The sequence below is a fragment of the Petroclostridium xylanilyticum genome (assembly GCF_002252565.1).
Classification (GTDB): Bacteria; Bacillota; Clostridia; order SK-Y3; family SK-Y3; genus Petroclostridium; species Petroclostridium xylanilyticum.
Window position 1 is genome coordinate 414,729 of sequence record NZ_NPML01000019.1, and the last position, 20,343, is coordinate 435,071.

Annotated in this window: 22 protein-coding genes and 1 pseudogene; 3 read left to right on the forward strand and 20 right to left on the reverse strand. The window is 37.8% G+C overall.

Annotated elements, in window-relative coordinates; all coding sequences use genetic code 11:
• Positions 1 to 20: 20 nt before the first annotated feature.
• The 4 genes from CIB29_RS14110 to CIB29_RS14125 all read right to left on the reverse strand — a co-directional run bounded on the left by CIB29_RS14110 (position 21) and on the right by CIB29_RS14125 (position 3,128).
• Complete coding sequence (locus tag CIB29_RS14110) at positions 21 to 758, reverse strand: ABC transporter permease (protein ID WP_094550717.1); 738 nt, start codon at positions 756 to 758, stop codon at positions 21 to 23.
• Positions 759 to 779: 21 nt separating this feature from the next.
• Positions 780 to 1,523, reverse strand: coding sequence for an ABC transporter ATP-binding protein (locus CIB29_RS14115; RefSeq protein WP_198543895.1), 744 nt, complete (start codon positions 1,521 to 1,523; stop codon positions 780 to 782).
• Positions 1,504 to 2,436 carry an ABC transporter substrate-binding protein gene (locus CIB29_RS14120; protein ID WP_094550721.1) on the reverse strand — a complete coding sequence of 311 codons (933 nt, stop codon included), beginning with the start codon at positions 2,434 to 2,436 and terminating at the stop codon, positions 1,504 to 1,506. Before CIB29_RS14120 ends, CIB29_RS14115 begins: the two co-directional genes overlap by 20 nt.
• A 125-nt stretch (positions 2,437 to 2,561) precedes the next feature.
• Positions 2,562 to 3,128, reverse strand: coding sequence for a UbiX family flavin prenyltransferase (locus CIB29_RS14125; protein WP_094550723.1), 567 nt, complete (start codon positions 3,126 to 3,128; stop codon positions 2,562 to 2,564).
• Between the two features lie 203 nt (positions 3,129 to 3,331).
• Between CIB29_RS14125 and CIB29_RS14130 the strand changes: the two genes are divergently transcribed.
• Entirely contained in the window at positions 3,332 to 4,165 is an 834-nt protein-coding gene (locus tag CIB29_RS14130) for a DUF3298 and DUF4163 domain-containing protein (protein WP_198543896.1), read from the forward strand.
• Positions 4,166 to 4,213: 48 nt separating this feature from the next.
• On the opposite strand, the gene CIB29_RS14135 is transcribed toward CIB29_RS14130, so the two are convergent.
• From CIB29_RS14135 to CIB29_RS14160, 6 genes are all read right to left on the reverse strand, one after another.
• Entirely contained in the window at positions 4,214 to 4,420 is a 207-nt protein-coding gene (locus CIB29_RS14135) for a zinc-ribbon domain-containing protein (RefSeq protein ID WP_094550727.1), read from the reverse strand.
• Between the two features lie 440 nt (positions 4,421 to 4,860).
• A complete protein-coding gene (locus CIB29_RS14140; protein WP_242965232.1) occupies positions 4,861 to 5,754 on the reverse strand; it encodes a UbiA-like polyprenyltransferase in 894 nt (297 codons plus the stop codon).
• A 95-nt stretch (positions 5,755 to 5,849) separates the two neighbouring features.
• The gene (locus CIB29_RS14145; protein WP_094550731.1) at positions 5,850 to 7,289 is read right to left on the reverse strand and encodes a menaquinone biosynthesis decarboxylase; all 1,440 of its coding nucleotides are present in this window, start codon (positions 7,287 to 7,289) and stop codon (positions 5,850 to 5,852) included.
• Between the two features lie 19 nt (positions 7,290 to 7,308).
• Positions 7,309 to 8,277: a polyprenyl synthetase family protein gene (locus CIB29_RS14150; protein ID WP_094550733.1), complete on the reverse strand. Its 969-nt coding sequence runs from the start codon at positions 8,275 to 8,277 to the stop codon at positions 7,309 to 7,311.
• 153 nt (positions 8,278 to 8,430) lie between these two features.
• A complete protein-coding gene (locus tag CIB29_RS14155) occupies positions 8,431 to 9,525 on the reverse strand; it encodes an FAD:protein FMN transferase (protein WP_198543897.1) in 1,095 nt (364 codons plus the stop codon).
• Between the two features lie 195 nt (positions 9,526 to 9,720).
• Positions 9,721 to 10,209, reverse strand: a complete 489-nt coding sequence (locus tag CIB29_RS14160; RefSeq protein WP_094550735.1) for an FMN-binding protein — start codon at positions 10,207 to 10,209, stop codon at positions 9,721 to 9,723.
• Between the two features lie 153 nt (positions 10,210 to 10,362).
• Here CIB29_RS14160 and CIB29_RS19665 point away from each other — a divergent pair.
• A pseudogene (locus CIB29_RS19665) lies at positions 10,363 to 10,677 on the forward strand (FAD-dependent oxidoreductase); the annotation flags it as partial.
• Positions 10,678 to 10,800: 123 nt separating this feature from the next.
• Positions 10,801 to 11,472 carry a hypothetical protein gene (locus tag CIB29_RS19270; RefSeq protein ID WP_242965234.1) on the forward strand — a complete coding sequence of 224 codons (672 nt, stop codon included), beginning with the start codon at positions 10,801 to 10,803 and terminating at the stop codon, positions 11,470 to 11,472.
• A 48-nt stretch (positions 11,473 to 11,520) separates the two neighbouring features.
• Here the strand turns inward: CIB29_RS19270 and CIB29_RS14170 are convergent, their stop codons facing one another.
• From CIB29_RS14170 to nifB, 10 genes are all read right to left on the reverse strand, one after another.
• The gene (locus tag CIB29_RS14170; RefSeq protein WP_094550737.1) at positions 11,521 to 12,381 is read right to left on the reverse strand and encodes an FMN-binding protein; all 861 of its coding nucleotides are present in this window, start codon (positions 12,379 to 12,381) and stop codon (positions 11,521 to 11,523) included.
• A 179-nt stretch (positions 12,382 to 12,560) separates the two neighbouring features.
• Complete coding sequence (gene bioB / locus CIB29_RS14175) at positions 12,561 to 13,514, reverse strand: biotin synthase BioB (protein WP_094550739.1); 954 nt, start codon at positions 13,512 to 13,514, stop codon at positions 12,561 to 12,563.
• Between the two features lie 102 nt (positions 13,515 to 13,616).
• Positions 13,617 to 14,192, reverse strand: coding sequence for a biotin transporter BioY (locus tag CIB29_RS14180; RefSeq protein WP_094550741.1), 576 nt, complete (start codon positions 14,190 to 14,192; stop codon positions 13,617 to 13,619).
• 286 nt (positions 14,193 to 14,478) lie between these two features.
• Positions 14,479 to 14,757: a spore coat protein gene (locus CIB29_RS14185; protein WP_094550743.1), complete on the reverse strand. Its 279-nt coding sequence runs from the start codon at positions 14,755 to 14,757 to the stop codon at positions 14,479 to 14,481.
• Positions 14,758 to 14,769: 12 nt separating this feature from the next.
• Positions 14,770 to 14,994 carry a hypothetical protein gene (locus CIB29_RS14190; RefSeq protein ID WP_094550745.1) on the reverse strand — a complete coding sequence of 75 codons (225 nt, stop codon included), beginning with the start codon at positions 14,992 to 14,994 and terminating at the stop codon, positions 14,770 to 14,772.
• Positions 14,995 to 15,121: 127 nt separating this feature from the next.
• Positions 15,122 to 15,940 carry a beta/alpha barrel domain-containing protein gene (locus CIB29_RS14195; protein ID WP_094550747.1) on the reverse strand — a complete coding sequence of 273 codons (819 nt, stop codon included), beginning with the start codon at positions 15,938 to 15,940 and terminating at the stop codon, positions 15,122 to 15,124.
• A gap of 46 nt (positions 15,941 to 15,986) precedes the next feature.
• On the reverse strand, positions 15,987 to 17,060 hold the full coding sequence (locus CIB29_RS14200; RefSeq protein ID WP_094550749.1) for a homocitrate synthase/isopropylmalate synthase family protein: 1,074 nt from the start codon (positions 17,058 to 17,060) through the stop codon (positions 15,987 to 15,989).
• A 5-nt stretch (positions 17,061 to 17,065) separates the two neighbouring features.
• Complete coding sequence (locus tag CIB29_RS18635) at positions 17,066 to 17,230, reverse strand: hypothetical protein (RefSeq protein WP_157910311.1); 165 nt, start codon at positions 17,228 to 17,230, stop codon at positions 17,066 to 17,068.
• A gap of 91 nt (positions 17,231 to 17,321) precedes the next feature.
• Positions 17,322 to 17,630 (reverse strand): 2Fe-2S ferredoxin, encoded by a 309-nt coding sequence (locus tag CIB29_RS14205; protein WP_094550751.1) that lies wholly within the window; start codon positions 17,628 to 17,630, stop codon positions 17,322 to 17,324.
• A 17-nt stretch (positions 17,631 to 17,647) separates the two neighbouring features.
• Complete coding sequence (gene nifB / locus CIB29_RS14210) at positions 17,648 to 20,332, reverse strand: nitrogenase cofactor biosynthesis protein NifB (RefSeq protein ID WP_094550753.1); 2,685 nt, start codon at positions 20,330 to 20,332, stop codon at positions 17,648 to 17,650.
• Positions 20,333 to 20,343 lie beyond the last annotated feature (11 nt).

The window sequence follows — 20,343 nt, forward strand, 5'->3', positions numbered from 1 at the left end:
TCCTTTCTTTTATTAGCGCTTTATATATTTTTCCATTTACATATGCGTTTTTCCAATAAATCTACAATAGCATATAAGATAAGACCTATCAAGCTTAATCCTATAATTCCTGCAAACATTTCCTCATAGACAATCCGCGTCCATGCATCAATGATAAAGAAACCTACACCATAATTGGTAGCAAAGGTTTCTGAAAAAAACAAAACAGCAATGGCAGTGCCGATGCTCAACCGGAGAATGGTAAATACCGCCGGCATTACCGCCGGAATGACCACATGCTGATAAATTTGCAGTTCACTTGCTCCCATTGAAACTAACGAATAATATATCTGTTTATCAATATTTTTCCCTGCATCTCTTGCAGTTATGAATACCAGGAAAAAAACAATCATTGCAATAGTAAATATTTTTGCCAAATCTCCCAATCCAAACAACAACATTATTACGGGAAGAAATGCAATTTTAGGAATGGGATGCAGCAAATAAATAACCGGAGAAATCATTTTATCCATTTCTCTATTGCGTCCAATCAACAGTCCTAAAGGCAATCCCAACAATAATGCAAGCCCCATCGCACTTACCACTCTATACAGGCTTACCAACATATGCCGCCAAAGCTGTTTGGGAAGAATTTTAAAAAATTGCACAATGGCTTTATGCGGAACAGGCAACACCGGCCTATCGATCAAAATTGCTCCAAGCCACCACGTTATATATACCACTAATACAGGAATTACAAACTTTTTTACAGTTTTCATACTATCACCATATTGTATTGATCACTTTTTTAATTTTCTTCGAATCTCTGAACACATTTCGTAAAATTCGGGACTATTTCTTAAATTTATATTTCCTTGGTAAGGATTTTGAATCTCATGTAAAACCCTTCCCGGTGAAGGTGACATGATGACAATCCTATTTCCCAGGTATACGGCTTCTTCGATGTTGTGGGTCACGAGTACCACTGTCATACCGGATCTGGCCCACAGGTTGAGAAATGTTTCCTGGGCTTCTTCCCTTGTAATGGCATCCAGGGCAGAAAAGGGTTCATCCATTAATAAAATGTTGGCATCCATACTCAGTGCCCGTGCAATTGCAACCCTCTGTTTCTGTCCTCCACTCAGCTGGGAAGGATAGGCATATTTGTAATCCAACAGGCCAACCTGATGAAGCGCCTGTTCTCCACGTTCTTTTTGTTCTTTCTTACTTAGTCTTTTTATTTCCAATCCCAGTACAACATTTTGCCATACTGTTTTCCATGGTAAAAGCCCATAATCCTGTAAAATTAGGCTTACATTAGCAGGTTTATTTTTTATTGGCTGTTTATCAATATATATATTACCTTCATAATCTTCAATAATTCCTGCAAGGATATATAGCAATGTTGTTTTCCCGCAACCTGAAGGCCCAATAATAGAGCAAATTTCACCTTTGTTGATAATAAGGTCCAAATGCTCTATTGCCGTTAATTGTGTACCGTTATGAACATACCGCTTTATTAAGTCAAAAACCTCTATCATCATAAAGACCCTTTTCAACCATATTTTTATACTGTAATTCCTGTTTTAACAATCCCTTTTCCTTCATCCAATTCAATACATCTTGTACATCTTCTTCCTTGGGAAGCTTTGCGTTCTCATAATGAGGCAGTTGAAATATATCTTTCACTTCCGCTGGAAACTTTGCCTTTTCTATGGTTAACTCCACAAAAGATGCCGGGCTGCTGTTGATTAGTTCTACAGCCTTATTATATGCCTTGTAAATCTTCTTAAGTTCCTGTTTCTTTTGTCCTAATGCTTTACTGCTAAAAACCATCACACTGGGTGCCAGCCCTTGCTGGCTGCTGGCGGCAATGACTTTTGCACCTTTTGACTGCGCAAGGGCAGCGAAAGGCTGTGGAAGACATGCCCCCTTAAGCTTTCCATTTTCCAGCATCTCCAGCCTTATTGGAATTTTGGGTACAGCCACTTTATTTATTTCATTTTCTTTTATACTATTTTTCTCAAAAATTGAGTCTACAGTATACTCAATAACAGTATTGGTAGATAAACCGATATCGGCAGCTTTAAATTGTTGTATGCTGCTTATACCTGAATCTTTAGAGGCCAACAATATGTAATCTCCATCAGTTACCGAGGTTATCTTTACATCAAATCCTCCCTGTATGGAAAAGACAGCAGCAAGAATATCCGATACACATCCGTCTATTTTCCCTGCCTGTAAGGCAGTATCCCTTTCCACGGCACTCATAAATAACTGTACATCAACATCTACATCCTGTTCATCAAACAGTCCTTTTTCTGCTGCAATAATAAAAGGCACTGAATTTACATCCGGCATTACACCGATAACAACTTCTTGTTTTTTGGATTGACCACAACTAGAAAAAGTTAATAATAGTATAAAAAATAGAATAATGGTAAGCAACCTTTTCATATACAATGCACTCCTTTATAAAATAACTCTCAGTTCACAAATTTTATACCTGCGGAAAAATTACTGTTAACTGTAAACCATGAACTTAGTACTTTTATTAAGTTTAGACTAATCTCCACTCCTCACTATCCACTATATTGAACATAAAGCTCATGCTCGATTTCCAACTGGTCGAGAACCTTGCCTACTATAAAATTCACTATATCGTCTACAGTAGCAGGCCTAGTATAAAACGCCGGAATGGGGGGGATAATGATTGCACCTGCTTGTGCAACGTGCAGCATGTTATTTAAATGAATGGTACTTAGTGGTGTTTCCCTCGGCACCAAAATTAATTTACGCCTTTCTTTAATTGTAACATCTGCTGCCCTTTGCAGCAAGTTGGAAGAGATACCGTTTGCAATGCTTGCCAGTGTACCCATACTGCATGGAATGATAATCATGCCATGAGTCTTCACTGAGCCGCTGGCAATCGGAGCGGCAATATTATCTATATCATAAATACTAAGTCCGGGTTGCTTCTTTATTTCTGATAATCCCAATTCATCCTGAAGCACTTTGCATCCGGCACCGGTAATAATCAAATCTACTTTACACTCTTTATGCAGGAGTTCTTCAACCAACCGATGCCCCAAAACAGCACCACTGGCTCCAGTTATCCCTACTACGTAACGTCTATGATTCCCGTTCAATTTTAATCCTTCTTTCTGCCATAAAACTTACCTAGTCCATCATACATTAATTCTATTCCGATTTCCAGTACTATTTCATTTTTTAATTTTAGTTTTTGGAACATCTTATCCTGATTCAGAATAACATAGCTAGTGTAGAAATAAACTTTATTAGCTATTGTACGGAATTTAGCTTTTATAAAATGGGAAAGGAGCAAGATGTTATGTCAGAATCAGAAGTTAAAAGCATAGAAAACTACTTTATACCCGGGCTGTTTTTCTTTGCAATCATTCTGCTGTTCGTCGGCAAAAGCACTTATGCATACGCCGTGAAGGGTTCAGATAAGAATGTAGAGAAAGAAGTAGAAAAACCTATTGAAAAAGATATAGATATAGATACAGATAAAGATAGAGATAAAGAAATTAGAATACAACCGGAAGTAAAAAAGGATATAGTGCAAGCTGAAGAAATTACTGCACAAATCATTGAAAGAAGGATAAGAAGACGGGGGCTTGATATTAGTTATCCTCAAATCGCTGGATTAAAAGATTCAGAAATCCAGGATAAAATAAATGGATTGATTGTAGATCAGGTACAGCAGTTGGTCTATGATCAGATAAGAAATGCGTCGGAAATCAAGGGAGGCTATAAGGTAAAACTTAACCAAAAAGGTATACTGAGCCTGGTATTGGAACAATATTCATATGCGACAGGAGCGGCTCATGGCACAACTCAAATGAAGTCTGTGACAGTTGATCTGGAAACAGCTAAAGTATATGAGTTGAAAGATTTATTTGACCCGAACAGCAACTATATAGAAAGAATTAATAGGACCATCAAGAAGGAAATAAGAGAAAAGAATATTCCATTGCTGGTAGATTTTCAAGGCATCAAAGATAACCAAAAATTCTATTTAACAGAAAAAGATATAGTTCTTTATTATCAATTATATGAATATACCCCTTATGCGTACGGAATTCCAGAATTCAACATTTCCTTTGCCTCCATATCAGACACCTTTGCTGCAAATGGTCCTTTAGCAAGATTTCGAACATAATATGTGATAAAACAAAAGCAACCGGAAAATCCGGTTGCTTGCTTGTTTTTAGTATCTTGATATTCTTGGGCTATTAAACGCACCGCTACGATTGTTACCAAAAGGTCTTCTACTTTGAGCTTTCTTTGTCGCTCTACAGTCTCTACATCTTGTAGGCTGATTTGTAAAACCCTTTTCAGCGTAAAATTGCTGTTCACCTTCTGTGAAAACAAATTCGCTTCCGCAATCCTTACATGTCAAATTGATATCTGCCATTATACATACCTCCTTTTTTAAAGACTTGGACCTTCTTATTGTAAAATAGTATGTTTCATTATGACTCCAAGCAAAAAGGAGATATAATATATACTTATTTACTATAGAAAGACTCGCACATTTAATATATCATAGCATTATATGTTTGTCAATGAAAATATTTTCTATTTTTTTCTATTCACAAAAAATTTTTATCATATTAACTGCCACGCCGGGCGCACCCGGCACAAATAATGATGAAAATATGCTTGATTGCTCAGGGCTTCGACATGGGGACGGTTCCTCAGTCGCATGAAAAGCGCATTCGACAGACGAACCGTCCCCATGTCGAAGCCCTTCTTCCTGCTAAAACGGATTTTTTTGTGCTTTCGGTTTTACTCCCCACTGTCCACTCCCCACTATTTTCATACTATTAGTTTTCAAATATTTATATAATACTGTCAGCCAAAAATAACATCAATAAATACTCCTATTAAAATCACAATACCTACCAATTCATTCACATTATATGAGGCAATTTGGACATTTGTAAGGTTTTCAGGCGATACAATCCTGTGCTCATAAATTAACATGGCTGTTACGATGGCAACAGCTATATAGTAAGCCCAACCCATTGTATAAAACAGAGGCACTATACACAGTAAAATAAGCGCAGCCAAATGGCATAGCGCAGAAATTTTCAAAGCCCCTTTTATACCAAAACGAGCCGGAACGGAATGAATTCCATGCCTGGTATCAAATTCATAATCCAGTGTCCCATAGATAATATCAAAACCAGCTACCCATAAAGCAACTACAGCCCAAAATATGAACGGCGTAATAATTTCAGGAAAAATTAATTGTCCTTTGACTGCAAGCCAACCGCCCATAGGCGCTCCCCCTACAGCTGCTCCCAGGACAAAGTGGCAAAGCCAGGTAAACCGCTTTGTATAAGAATATATAATAAATAAAAATAACGGTATAGGTAGTAAGTATACGCAGATAGGGTTAAGCATAAACGCTGAAACAATAAACAATATAAAGCAGCCTATGATAAATAACAGCACTTCCCATTTTTTTAATATTCCCCTGGGAATATGCCGGACCGCTGTCCTTGGGTTTGCCGCATCTATATCGCTATCCACCAGACGATTCAAGGCATTTGCCCCGTTCCTGGCTCCCAGCAGGGCAAGTAATATCCATATTAATTTTGAAATTGACGGTATCCCATCCTGTGCCACCAATACCCCTATAAAAACAAAAGGCAGGGCAAACAGGGTATGCCGGAAAATTACCATGTCACTGAAATGTTTAACTTTTGTTATTATCTTACTACCATACTGTAATATTCCCACATCCATATCTCCTTTAATTTTTGCATTTCACTTCCCATAGGGCCACCCCTACATAAAACTAATTCTGCATTATGCATTCTCAATTTTCAATTGAATTAGTCTATCTCATACTCTTTCCACTTTTTATCCACCAATTCCTTGATCTCTTTACTCATCTCTACATCCTCCGGCCACTCGCGATTGTGTCCTTCTTCCGGCCATTTTTTTGTGGCATCTATTCCCATTTTATGTCCGTAATGAGGCAGAGGTGATGAATGGTCTAAAGCATCGAGCGGTCCATCTACAATGAGCACGTCTCTTTTCGCATCTATATTGTTAAAAACCTTCCAGGCAACCGTGGATAGGTCGTGAGGATTTACGGTATGGTCTACTACAATAACCATTTTTGTAAACATCATCTGCCCCATGCCCCAGACAGTATTCATTATCTTCTTTGCATGCCCGGGATAGCTTTTTTTGATAGAAATAATGACACAGTTATGAAAAACACCTTCCAACGGCATGTTAATATCCACGATTTCCGGATTTTGCATCTGCAAAACCGGAAGGAAAATCCGCTCAGTCGCCTTGGCTATATAACAGTCTTCCATGGGAGGTTTTCCCACGATCGTGGCAGGATATATCGGATTCTTCTTATGGGTGATACATGTCACATGAAAAACAGGGTATTTATCCTTTAAGGAATAATATCCTGTGTGGTCCCCAAAAGGCCCTTCCACCCTCAATTCATTCAGGTCTACATAACCCTCCAGAACGAATTCTGCATGAGCGGGTACTTCAATATCATTTGTGATGCATTTTACTACTTCCACCGGCTTCTTTCTTAAAAATCCGGCAAACAAGTATTCACTGATTTCTTTAGGCAATGGCGCTGTAGCAGAATATATAACGGCAGGGTCCGCCCCTATCGCTACCGAAACAGGCATCCTGTTTCCCTTTTCTTTATAACGGTTGAAATTTTCCCGGCCATCTTTATGCAGGTGCCAGTGCATTCCGGTAGTTTTTTGATCATAAACCTGCATCCTGTACATTCCCATATTGATATTTCCACTCTCAGGGTCCCTGGTAAATACAAGAGGCAATGTAATAAACCGGCCGCCGTCCCCCGGCCAACATTTCAAAACAGGAAGGGTATCCAGGTTAGGTTCCTCCACAACCTCCTGGCAGGGCGCCTTGCTTACCTTCTTAGGAAAAATATTTACCAGTTGCAGCAATTTAGGAGCAGCTTTTACTTTATTGACAAAGCCTATATAGTTTGAAGGTTTTATCAATTCCCGAATTTCCTGTGCGATATCATCAAGATTATTTACACCCAGGGCAAGATTCATTCTTTCATAAGAACCCATCGCATTCATTAATACAGGGTACTTTGAACCTTTTACCTTTTCAAACAGTAAAGCCGGTCCTCCTTTTTTGCAAACTCTATCTGTAATTTCTGTAATTTCCAACTCAGCATCTACTTCTACCTTTATCCTCTTTAATAAACCCTTTTTTTCAAGAATTTGAACAAATTCCTGAAGATCTTTATATGACATTGATAAGCCCTCCAGTAATTCAAGCATTCCTATTAATTAACCTATCCAACACATCCTGCATAATATCCCGGCTTGCTCCTTCTGGTAATGCTTTTAAATTGCGCTGTGCTTTATCAAGATATTTTTTTGCCAGCTTTCGTGCATAATCTACGCCTCCCGATTGAAAGGCAATATTGGAAATCTGTATGAATGTCTCGTCAGTATGCTGCTCTTTTAAAAGATATTCTTTCAGCATTTTGCTATAATCCCCGTTTTGCAGCGCATATATGATAGGTAATGTATAAATCCCCTGGGTATAATCGTTACTTGCCGGTTTACCCATTAAAACATTTTCACCGGTAAAATCCAAGATATCGTCAGTAATCTGAAACGCCATTCCCATATTCATTCCAAAATTCGCTAAAGCATTAACCAGTTTTCTATTACATTTTGCCTCATAAGCTCCAATATAGCAGCTTACGCTAAATAGAATGGCTGTTTTAGCAGCTATCCTTTTAAGGTAGCCAATCACACTTAAATCAGTTCTATATCTATAGTGGTACTGCTGGATTTCGCCCTCACATACCACCCTGATTGCACGGGCCAATTTTTTTGTATTTTCTATATCATTATAGCCTGAAATCAACAAAAATGCTTTGCAAAACAAAAAGTCCCCTGTAAATACCGCAATGTCCTTTCCCCATTTGGACTGTATGGTTGGAGAACCTCTGCGCAGATGTGCATCGTCAATAATATCATCATGTATCAATGTTGCCATATGCAGGATCTCAATTGCTGCAGCTAAAGGAATAATCTTTTTTCTATCGTACTCTCCCTGCATAGCAGAAAGTACCATGAGTAACGGCCTTAATCTTTTTCCACCTGACTTTAATAAATCCTGAGTAGCTTTGGTAACTAAAGGCTGCTTGGACCGAATGCTGCGAAGCAGTGTCTCCTCTATTAAGTTCATTTCTTCTATTATTTGCGGATAGTTGGATAATATATTCATAACTCACCTACATATCTATGTAAATTGCACTTAATACATTACATCATACGGGCGTATATTTTATTTTTGAAAAATATTATTCTAGGCTCTAAGCCTTTTCGCAACGTTCTTTCCATAATATTCTTCAAAAATATTAAATGCGCCTACATCATACTATTTTAGTTGATATTCTTTATCGGTTATTCTTATTTTCCCTTCCAATCCCTTTGTTATCCGTACCTGCTTATACTGATTAATGGTGATAGCTTCAATTCCCGGCTGTGATTCAATAAGCTGCAGCCCTTTTTCCTCCCCCAATAGAAATAGGCTGGTGGATAGCGCATCAGCGTCTGTAGAGTTATCAGCAATAATTGTAGCACTTACCAAACCACTTGCAGAAGGGTATCCGGTATAGGGGCTTAGAATGTGATGATACAGTTTTCCGTCTTTTTCAAAATTTCTTTCATAAGGGCCTGAAGTTACAACCGCCTTATCCGAGACTTCTACTATCGCCATATATAAGCCCCTGCCTTTAAAGGGATCCTGAATACCTATCTTCCAGTCCTGTTCCCTAGGAACTTTTTTACCCCTGATCCAGGAAGTAATATATTCCATCAATCCGATCTTTTTCTTCCCCAGGACTATTACATTTCCACCTAGATCTGCATAGGCCCTTTTAATTCCATGTTCCCTTAAAACTCTAATTACTTCATCGGCAGCATATCCCTTTGCAATTCCACCGAGGTCAATGCCGGCTCCTTCCTGTAATAATTTAATAGTCCCCTGCTTCTCATCTATCTGCACTTTTTGGTATCCTATCTTTTTGATTGCCTCATTAACTTGTTGAGGCTCAGGTACCCTCGGGCGCTCGGTATTGATTGCCCATAAGTCTACCAGGGGCTTAATGGTGATATCAAAATTTCCTCCTGTAAGCCGGGAATAATATAATCCTCTCTTCACAACCTGAAGGGTATCCGGCTTAACTTTTACAGCTTCTTTAGATCCGCTGTGATTCACATTCCATACATCGCTGCCCTCTATGTAAGCGCTCATCCTATTCTCTATCTCTTGAATCCTGTCCATAGCTGCCTCTACGGCTTTCTCCGAATTGTTCCCAAATGCTTTGATACTTATCACTGTTGATAGCGCGAAATTTGTCTTAGAAAATGATTTTTCTTCTAAGGGATTAACCAGGGTAAATCCTGAAAAAATAATAGCAATGAACAATATTGTTAATATCGGCTTTAAATGTCTCAAAATAAATTTCACGTAAGCTTCCCCCAGATCTAAGTTTATGATTTTACAGTGCAAACAAATATTATAAACCTAACAACTGTAAAACTCACCTGTTTGTAAATTATCCGTTAAAATAATAGCACATAAAACACTTTATTTAAAGTATTATCTTCATAAAAAATATAACAGGGATATGTTTTCGATCATCCCTGTTATATTTAAGTATCATTATTTTGCTGCCTGTTGCCTGATTTTTCCTATGATTTCCTGAAATGCGTTATAAGTAGTTGTTGCACCTGAAATTTTATCAACTTTTGAAGCATCCTGGACTTCTATAAACTTTTTTGGATATGTTTGAACTGCTTCCACTCCTTGTGGATATTTGTACTGCGTTAAGTCCACCTTTTCACCCTCGCTGTCATATTTTGTAAATTCCATGACAGTAAATTTACCATCTTTAATAGTGACTTTGCCTTTATACCATCCTTTTTCACTGCGGGTAGACTCAGCCTCGTAAGTACCATCCTTTAAACCTTGAGCAGTTCCGGCAGCCGGTGGTACCGGTGTTGGCGATGCTGTCGGTGATGGTACCGGTGTTGGCGATGCTGCCGGAGTTGGCGATGGTGCTGGCGAAGGTTGTGTACCTGCCCTTGCGCAACCAATTACTGTACCAACAATTAGTAATGTACATAGCATGATTACGAATAGTTTCTTCATACTCTCACCTCTCTATTTATAGATTTTGGGCTATTAGCAGTTGATTAGTACTGCATGCTAATAACTTGTGCTAATTTCATAGATAAGTATTTACTTTTTTAGAAGTTTATATGCATCATTTTACCTCATGCTGCTTTTTTATACTCTGCGTAGATTAATAAAAAAGGGGTAAACTATCTTACCAAAAATGGGGTTGAAATTATCACCAATGCTGCTATTACCGAAGTTACTCCAAACTCTGTTACCCTCAAGACTGGAGAAACCATTAAGACTCAAACGGTAATATGGACTTCCGGTGTACAGGCAAATAGCATCGTAAAAGAAATTGGATTAAAATTAACAAAAAGAAATAGAATAGAAGTAAACAAATATCTTCAGGCCGTAAACCATCCGGAAGTATATGCAATCGGCGATAACGCCTATTCTACTGATGAAAAGGGTAATGGAGTTCCTCCTTTTGTTGAGGCAGCTTTACAAACTGCTGATGTTGCTGCTCACAACCTTGCTAATGATATTAAAGGTCTCAAAGAAAAGAAGGAATTTAAACCCAAATTCCACGGTATAATGGTATCCATCGGCAGCATTTATGCTGTGGCAGATATCATGGGTGTTGGAATGTCATGGCTGTTTGCAACTGCTATGAAGCACATGGTAAATCTGCATTATTTATTCGAAGTGGGCGGAATTGAAAGTTGCATAGAATATTTACAGCACCACTTTCTATCCAGGACAAGGCGCAAACCGCTGCTTCTAGAAACATTGATTGATCACTTTAATGCACGTTCAAGGTCTTACTGGCTGGCCATCACCAGAATTGCTTTAGGCTTTGTATGGTTATTTTCTGCTATTGATAAGGTATCTCATGGTTGGCTGTCAGTTGGAGACAAACTGGTATCCGGAGCTTCATTACAGCTTATAGGTCCAAATTCACCAGCATTTTATATCTGGTTTGTGGAAAATATAATATATGCAAACCCACTGCTGTTCCAGATTACCATTACTTTAACCGAACTATTTATTGCAGCGGCTTTCTTAAGTGGAGCCTTCACCTTCTTGGGTGCCGTCGCAGCTATATTTATGAATATTAATTTCTTCCTGTCCGGAACAGGACAGCTTTATTTACTGCTTGCCCATATTCCTATGTTAGGAGGCGCGGGAAGAGCTTTCGGATTAGACCACTATATTATGCCATATTTGATGAGACAGTTAAGGTTCTGGCAGAGAAATGAAACAATCAAATTAAAATATCATTTCCACCCATGAAAATAAGGAGCCTGGTTATTATTCCCGTGCTCCTTACTCTTAGAACTATTATTTTTTATATTCTACCCTTTGAGCAGCAATCTGTTTTGCCAACTCTTGAAATCTCTTGGAAGTACTAGTTGCACCTGTTACAACATCAACCTTTTCAAGATCCTGACTCTTCATCAACGCATTTTCTAAAGCAGCCTGGGCATCTGCTGCAGTGATGCCAGATTTTTCTTTCATCTTATCATTATATTCTTTACTTTCTCTTTTCTTTTCACCTTTGTCGTTCACTTCATTATAAACCACTTTCTCAATTTTACCATCTTTGAAAGTAACAGCAAGCTCAGCTTTCCAGCCGCGTTCGTCAGGTTTATCAGCTGCTTTATAAGTATCATTCATAGGCAATACTGTTTCGGTAGTATCACCGGTTTTTGCTTTTTCCAAAGCCTTAGCAACTAGTTCTTTAAAAAATTCAGATGAACTGGTAGCACCTGTAACTACATCAACTTTAGCAATATCTTGCTTTGCTACTAGGTCCTCATTCATTTTCGCATAAGCTTCTGCTGGAGTAATACCGGATTTAGCTTTCATATTTTTAGCATAGTCAGCATCGTCAGATTTTAATTTTCCATCAGGTTTAGCATAGTTCATAGCAGCTTTTGTAATTTTACCGCCACTGATAGTAACTTCTACTAACGGTCTCCAACCATGACTATCTAAATGGCTGTAAGTTGCTTTATATGTACCGTCTTTATAACTTACACCTGATTCCGATTGCTGTGTTTTCTTTGGTGTCTCCTTAGTTGCTTCTTTTGCTGGTTCCTGGGCTGCATTTTTAGGTGCTTCTGCCTGCTTAGTACCGCAACCAGCCAGCATGGATAATACTAAGAGAGATGTAACACCCATGAGTAATACTTTTTTCACAAGAACTCTCCCCCTCTGAACTTAATTTTTGCTACATTCCTGCAGCTTGAAAGTAAAATAAGTCAAATTTTTAACAAGAAAAATTTTACATTTTGAGAATAACATAGTTTTAAAAGTATGTCAATAAAAATAGTTGACTTTTCTACACGTTAAATTGAAATTAACTGCCTTAGTCTCACTCAAACTTCCAAACCCTCTTCTTTTATCATTCTAATATCTTCAGATATTACATTTCCTACAGTAGTCAAATAATTTCCCACCAGAGCTGCATTCACCCCGGCTTTAAACCCTAGTCTTTGGAGTTCCCCTAGTGCATTTCTGCCTCCGGCATATCTTATAAACCCATCAGGAATGATAAACCGGAACACAGCCATAGTCTTTAAAATTTCTATAGGAGTTAGCCTTTCTGCATTTTCCAGAGGAGTTCCTTTTATTGGATTGAGCACGTTAACAGGAATGGATTTAACACCTAATCCTCTTATTTCTAAAGCCATTTTTATCCTGTCCTCCATACTTTCCCCCATCCCGATGATACCACCGCAGCACACATCCAGGCCTGCAGCCATTACATTTTTGATAGTGTCTATCCTGTCTTGATAGGAGTGGGTGTCACAAATCTTATCAAAATAATCACGGCTTGTCTCAATGTTGTGGTGATACATGGTTACTCCCGCTTCTCTAAGCCTTACTGCTTGTTCATAAGATATGATCCCATGAGAAGCACATAATTGTAGTTTTGTTTCCCTTTTCAAAACTTTATAGATCTCAATTACTTTATCAAAATCTTCACCCGAAAGGTCTCTTCCGCTGGTGACTAATGAAAAGCGGTGAGCACCGTCTTTTTCATTTTCCTTAGCCATTTTGATAGCTTCTTCTATGCTCACAAGCGGATATTCCGGCACTCCTGTGTGATAATGGCCCGACTGTGCACAGTATTTGCAGTTTTCAGAACATTTTCCAGATTTTGCATTCATAATGGTGCACAAATCCACCTTGTTGCCCTTAAATTTCTCACGTATCCTGTTTGCAGCTGTGAACAGCCTTTCCACGTCGTCAGTTTGCATCAGCATAATAGCTTCTTCAAAGCTTATTGGCTGACCATTCATGACTTTCTCTTCCATTGCTTTGATCATGTTACTTTCCCCTTTGCTTTAAAAATTCACAGTTCGCATTTTACAATTTTAAGGGCAGCCCAATGTGCTGCCCCCACAAAGAAAACTATGCAATATAAAATTTTAAGCACTTATTTTTTTGGGTGCCGGAACTATTCCGGTACTTCTTAATATAGGAAGTACTCTCCATGCTGTTAGCGCAACAACAAAAGCTAATATCAAATCTTTAACCATATAAGGTGTCATCATGGTTATACTCTTTAGAAAAGGTAAAGATTTGCCAAGGTAGAAGTTATATATAGCATAAAAATATGGAATTCCAATTGCATAAGCTATAACAAATCCTGTCATTACAGAAATAATCATGCTTATAAAGCTTAGTTCCTTGAAGGTTTCAACAATTTTACCCATCACATAAGCTGCAACAATAAATCCTATTAAATATCCAAAAGTCGGATTAAGCACATATGCCGGTCCACCTCCGTATACAAATACGGGAATTCCTATTAATCCTACCATTACATAAATTAGCTGAGACATCATTCCGAGTCTTGCGCCTAGCAAAATACCTGCAAAGGAACAAAAAAACAGTTGCAGTGTTAAGGGAACTGCGTATACTTTGATATTAATAAAACCTCCTATGGCTGTCAATGCAGCAAATAATGCCACTAAAATCATATCCTTTGTCTTGAAATTCATTTGATTGACCTCACTTTCTTATTCTATTTTAATTATGTAACTTACACTAAGGTGCATTTTTTTATTTTGAAGAGTATTATGGATGTATATTTTTTTACGTTCTTTCCATAACATTCATCAACTAGATTAAATGCACCCAAGTATTATTCAAATATTGTTTTCATAATATTCTTCAAATATACTTCCCTTATACTAAATAGAATAAATGAAAAAAAAACAATTGTCAACCCAATTTATAAAATAAGTTAACAATTGTTTCTATTATAAATTTACGTCCCTGCTTCCCTTACTGGATATTATCCGGATTGATACTTGTAGATTTCCGTACATCTTTTGCGGGCTCTACCTTATACCACCCTTTTTGGCTCATAACTTTATATATCAAGCCGGCATCTCTTACCTTTTCCCGTGCCAGTTTTGCAAGGGATTCTCTTGTTACATCATTGCTGCATTCCAGTGCTGCATTTATATAGCAAGCAGCCATATGCTTTGCCCCTTGCAGCATATCGGTTAAAATCTCTTTTTCATTCAATTGCGTATCACTGGACATGCCTAAAGAATACATGTTTTCCCTCCATTACTGTATTAATTCATCGGTAGATATACCATTTTCCTGCATTACCAAAGATAAGTTATATATGTGCCCTTCATTCCTGCTTGTTAAAATCTCCAGTACCTGTTTGATCTCTGTATCCTGAGCTTGGTTTGCGTACATCTTAGCCTTCTTTAAACACAAAGCCTGCGTTTTCATCAATTCCTGCATCTGCAGTTTTTCCATTTGTGATAATGTTTTGTTGTCCAACCTTCACCACCTCCATTACATATTGTTTACTGATATGGAGATATTATTACTTAAGATGGACATTTAATTCATCAATAAGTTTATAGTTATGGTTAACAATTTATAGAAATCAAAATGAATCTTAAAATCAATGCCTTGTAAATAATGGACTGTTAAAAATATTTCTTATCTCTCTTTCTGCTTCCTTTAAATTCTTTATGTCTGTTTTTTTATTAATGTATGAAAATGCATCCAACGCTTTGATGAACTGAACATAATTACAATTCCCTGCTCTTTCCCCGATTCCTCCAATAGTACAATCAACATATTTTGCCCCACCCTGTACTGCAGCAATGGAATTTGCTACCGCCATTCCAAAATCATTGTGCACATGTATTCCCACATCTACATCTACCGTTGTGCATATTTGCTTCACTTCTTCAAATATCCTTTGTGGATGTAATATACCTACCGTGTCTGCATATCTTATCCGCCGAACCCCCAGACTCAACGCTATTTCACAGATATGAATTAAAAACATAAAATCAGCCCTGGAAGCATCCTCAAGTCCAATTGTTACTTCAAAGCCTTTTTCTTTAGCAAAGCAAATACACCTTTTCATATTATTCACTACCCAGATCCTATCTTTATTCAATTTTGACTTGATATGAATATCCGACGACGGTACCGAAATGTGGATAATATCCACACCACATTCCACTGACTGTTCAATGTCTTTAAGGTTCATCCTGTTCCATGCAGATATCTTACTTTTCAAATTGAGTTCCATCATTTTTTCTATACTTTTTTTCTCGTCCCCACCCATAGCCGGTGTACCTGCTTCAATTTGATAGACACCTATTCTGTCGAGGATTTTAGCAATTTCAATTTTGTCCTTGCTTCCAAGCGCCAACCCGGCCTTCTGCTCTCCATCACGCAGCGTAGTATCTACAATGTAAACCTCCATACATTTCACCGTCTTCCATTGGTATTCATGGGAACAAAGGCGCATTCTAAATTGCCTTTTTTAATCTGCCGAATGAATTATCTTCACAAATCTGAATTAATTCATGGTCAAAAATTTCCCGCTTCAGTTCAATGCTTTTTTCTCTAATTTTCCCTAACACACGGGATATATCTATATTTTCGTGATTAACCCCGAGTTCTCTTAACTTACTTACTACCGCCCTTGTTCCTGAATGTTTTCCCAGGACCAGCCTCCTCTTTTGCCCGACTTTATCCGGCTCATAAGGCTCGTAGTTACAAGGGTTCTTTTCTATACCATCTGCATGAATTCCTGACTCATATTTAAAAATGTCTTCACCTAAAATTGGCTTCATTTTTGGTATATCTATCCCTGTGAGTCCTCTATATAGTTTACATACTTGAGGGAATAGTCCGGTATCTCCATCTATTTTCAAGCTATCTATTATTTGCAGTGCTAACAGTACTTCCTCCAGAGCAGCAAATCCATATCTGCCTCCATACCCTGCAAAAGCAGTAGTTATAAAATCTGCATCATGCCTTATCCCTTCCACTGCTATTGCCGTAGCCATAAAATATTTGTTTTCAGGGCAAACATCCACTTTCACATTCAGGCTTTCTTTGATTTTCTTAGCCATACTTATCCCTTCAGGTAATATGAATTTGTTTAACCCGTAAATTCTTAGGCAGTATATATTGCTAAAATCTATAAAGCTTCTTAAACGGGTCAATTTGTATCCCCGGCTTATATCATTCAGATTAATTTCGATGGTTATATTGGCAGCTTTTAGCCTTTGTACAAGCTCAAACTGACTATATAAAAATTGTTTGCAATTCACTACACAATGTTTAAAATGGTTATCGGCACATATTGCTATATCCTTCTCATCTTCAATTCTATAAATAAATTCCATACCCCGGAGCAGAACTTCTATCTTTTCAAAAGCATCCCTGTTGATCTCTATAAAATCAACACCCAGTTTGCCAAGCATGATACAAAACTTTAACAAATCTTTTTTTCTAATATTTCTGTTAAATTTTAAAATTTCAGGAATTGTCCTGTCAGTAATAAATTTTAATTTTTCGTCTAAAACAACAGCCATGTAATTCACTCCTGTATCCAGCCTTTAAGTACCATAATATCCAGTATTTTGTTGAAGCAGAATTCTTTATTTACATTTTTCTTTTCTTTAAACTTTTCTCCAATCTCTTCGAAACTTTCGGTTAAGCTTGCTGCAGCAAATACCATGATTTCTTCAGGTTGTGCTGACACAACCCTTTTTTAGATTCACAGCCTGAAACCAAAGTAATTGCCACTGCTAAACTAATTATGATCGCTTTCATTTTTTTATATTCATTTCTCATTATATCTCCAATCTTTCTACTTTTTGATTATTTTCAATATGAGACTCAACAATCTCTTGTACATCGTTAGGAGATACATTGCCATACCAGGTCCCTTCCGGGTATATTACCACAATAGGGCCTTTATTGCATATTCCGAAACATCCCGTATTGGTAACCATTACTTCATCACTTAACTCCCGTTCTTCAATTTCCTCCATAAATCTGCTCACAATCTCAACGCCAGCTTTGGAATGGCAAAATCCCTTCTGCTGACCATTAGGTCTTGAACTTGTACAAACAAAAATATGATATTTTGGCTTTACCACGATAAATTCCTCCTTCATTAATTTACAGCACAAACCTCTTCAGTCTCCATCTGTTCTACTGCACGTACAATTCCCTTATTAATCTCCTCATACATCTGTATAACTTTAATTCCCCGCTGCTTTAGTTTTTTTATAGGTTCATAGCCTGCTCTTAAAGCAAGTACTCCATTACAATCCTTAATTGTCCGGATGATTTTTTGAATCTTATCCTCATGTATATCGCAATCTTCTGTTCCTGTACAATATTTATTTACGCTTCTCTTTTCTATAAATGTGATTTCACCGTTTCTATATTCATAAATATAGAATTCTTCTGCATGACCGAAATGCTGGTCAATAAGCATTCCGCTTTTGGAAGCCACAGCAAACCTGTATTTATATTTTGCCGGTATCTCATTTTCCTTTTTTTGAGAAATACATCCTGATGCATTACAGGATTTGTTTCTAAAATGAATGGAACAATCATTTGCTAATGTGCCAATTGCATCAGCCCGGCACTGCCGGCAGTGGTACATCTGCTTTAAATCAACCTCGCATTTTTTCCTCATCTCATTTAATTCTATATTGCTTACCAAGGGCATGCTTTCAAAAACACTCCCCGGTGCCGGAATCATTTGCATGATGTTGGTCATAAATGCTCCGCATTCTTTTGCTTTCCTGACTACTTCCTGAATATGATGGTCATTGATTCCTTTGATCATAACAATATTAACCTTACATATAACCCCTCTGTCAGCTAGATATTTAAGCCCTGACAGTTGATTGTACCTTAGAATCCAAGCCGCTTCTTCACCTTCTAATCTATTTCCTAGATAGTCAACATATTTATATATTTTTGCACCAATTTTCGGGTCTACTGCGTTAATGGTAATGGTTACATGGGATACTCCCAATTGAATTAAATCATTAGCATAAAACGGCAGCATTAAACCATTAGTAGATAAACAAAAAGTTATTTCCGGATCTATCTGTCTTATAAGCTCCAATGCCCTTTTGGTCTTGTCAAAATTGGCAAGAGCGTCTCCCGGTCCTGCAATTCCCACTACTGTCAAGTTTTCCAGCTTACTTTTTACTTCAATAAATTTTTCAAGAGCCTGTTCCGGGGTTAATACTTCACTTGTTACCCCAGGTCTGCTTTCATTGGGGCAATCGTACTTTCGGCTGCAATAATTACAGCTGATGTTACACTTTGGAGCTACCGGGATATGCATTCTGGCACAATCATGTGATTCCTGATTGTAACAGGGGTGAGTGGCAGTTTTCCCGTCATTACTCTTTATTTCAAGATCTGGTCTGACAACCTGTACCATGTTTCTCATTGTCCTTTCTTCCCCCTTTCCGCCATCCTTATAATATTTTTGGTACATACTCTTTCTATATTTCTTTTCTTTATCCTCTAAAAGAGTGTTTGTAATATCGTCCAGGAACCGCATAGACCCATCATATCCTGTATTGACTTTCCTCTGGGCGCCTACCCGGTCATGTACAGGAAAGCCGATTCTAACCAAGCTGATTCCATCTTTTTCTTCAATCCATTTTCCATCAGAATTTCCAATAAGAAGGTTAGCATGAAAAGCTTTTGCGTATTTCTGTATGGTTTCAAAGTCAGTATCATCCAGAATTAAACAGGGTTCTCCAACACTGTCAAGGTCTTCTTTTAAATAACTGTTCAATAATTCACTTTTGGTTCCGGTTGCAATCAACAAAGGCTTGATTCCATTTTCACAACACAGCCGGGTTACTGCATACACCTGTTCCGGTTCTCCAAATACAACTGCTCTGCCTTCCGCGTTATATTTATGGGAATCAATCATTCCGTCCAAGTATCTTCCTCTTTCTTCTTTTAACTGCTGTGGAATGGGTCTGCCGCAGATTTGTGAGATAAGGTTCATAAATTCGTCAGTGTTTCTTAATCCCATTGGGATTGAACATTTATACAATGGTACACCAAAGGTTTCTTCAAGATATTTACCAGGTGAATATCTGTCATCAATTGTAATACTCATTTCAATAGTCGCTATCGAACCTGCCATGCTTTCAATGTCAGAAATCTTTGTCCCCCCTTCCGGTATTCTTCTGTATTCTTTTGAATAGGGTGCATCCAATGTTGTGGATATGTCCGGTAAAAGTATATATTCGATGTTGAAAAGCTTCAATATTTCTTTGATGTGTCTAATATCTGCCGGATTTAGATTGGCCGCAATGATGTTAATTTTATTATTCTTTGTAGTGTCTCTAGCAATAGATTTTATAATCTCTTTGAGTGCACTATAATATCCTTCGAACTGGGTCCCACCGTATCCGGGTGTAGAAACGGGAATAACAGTTACATCGCGTATATTTTCCTGTTGCAGAAATTCTGTAACAATACGTGATATGTCTTCGCCTATTGTCTCCGCAAGACATGTGGTAGCAACGCCAATAATTTGCGGGTTGTAAAGCTTCATCACATTTTTAATGCCCTTTTTTAGATTTTCTGCTCCTCCATATACTGTCCCCTGCTCGGTAAGTGATGAAGAAGCAATATCAATAGGCTCATTGTAATGAGTGGCCATATGTCTTCTAATATATGTGCTGCAGCCCTGGGAACCGTGAAGAATCATCATACTGTTCTCTATTCCCTTAAAAGCCATTACCGCCCCCATAGGCATACACATTTTACATGGGTTTATATTAAGATTTACAAAATTTCGATTCTTCATTTTGATACCCC

Coding starts and splice junctions, on each gene's coding strand:
- CIB29_RS14110 (WP_094550717.1), bottom strand. CDS start 758: ATGAAAACTGTAAAAAAGTTTGTAATTCCTGTATTAGTGGTATATATA.
- CIB29_RS14115 (WP_198543895.1), bottom strand. CDS start 1,523: ATGATGATAGAGGTTTTTGACTTAATAAAGCGGTATGTTCATAACGGT.
- CIB29_RS14120 (WP_094550721.1), bottom strand. CDS start 2,436: ATGAAAAGGTTGCTTACCATTATTCTATTTTTTATACTATTATTAACT.
- CIB29_RS14130 (WP_198543896.1), top strand. CDS start 3,332: ATGTCAGAATCAGAAGTTAAAAGCATAGAAAACTACTTTATACCCGGG.
- CIB29_RS14135 (WP_094550727.1), bottom strand. CDS start 4,420: ATGGCAGATATCAATTTGACATGTAAGGATTGCGGAAGCGAATTTGTT.
- CIB29_RS14145 (WP_094550731.1), bottom strand. CDS start 7,289: ATGTCATATAAAGATCTTCAGGAATTTGTTCAAATTCTTGAAAAAAAG.
- CIB29_RS14150 (WP_094550733.1), bottom strand. CDS start 8,277: ATGAATATATTATCCAACTATCCGCAAATAATAGAAGAAATGAACTTA.
- CIB29_RS14160 (WP_094550735.1), bottom strand. CDS start 10,209: ATGAAGAAACTATTCGTAATCATGCTATGTACATTACTAATTGTTGGT.
- bioB (WP_094550739.1), bottom strand. CDS start 13,514: ATGATCAAAGCAATGGAAGAGAAAGTCATGAATGGTCAGCCAATAAGC.
- CIB29_RS14180 (WP_094550741.1), bottom strand. CDS start 14,192: ATGAATTTCAAGACAAAGGATATGATTTTAGTGGCATTATTTGCTGCA.
- CIB29_RS14185 (WP_094550743.1), bottom strand. CDS start 14,757: ATGTATTCTTTAGGCATGTCCAGTGATACGCAATTGAATGAAAAAGAG.
- CIB29_RS14195 (WP_094550747.1), bottom strand. CDS start 15,940: ATGGAGGTTTACATTGTAGATACTACGCTGCGTGATGGAGAGCAGAAG.
- CIB29_RS14200 (WP_094550749.1), bottom strand. CDS start 17,060: ATGGCTGTTGTTTTAGACGAAAAATTAAAATTTATTACTGACAGGACA.
- nifB (WP_094550753.1), bottom strand. CDS start 20,332: ATGAAGAATCGAAATTTTGTAAATCTTAATATAAACCCATGTAAAATG.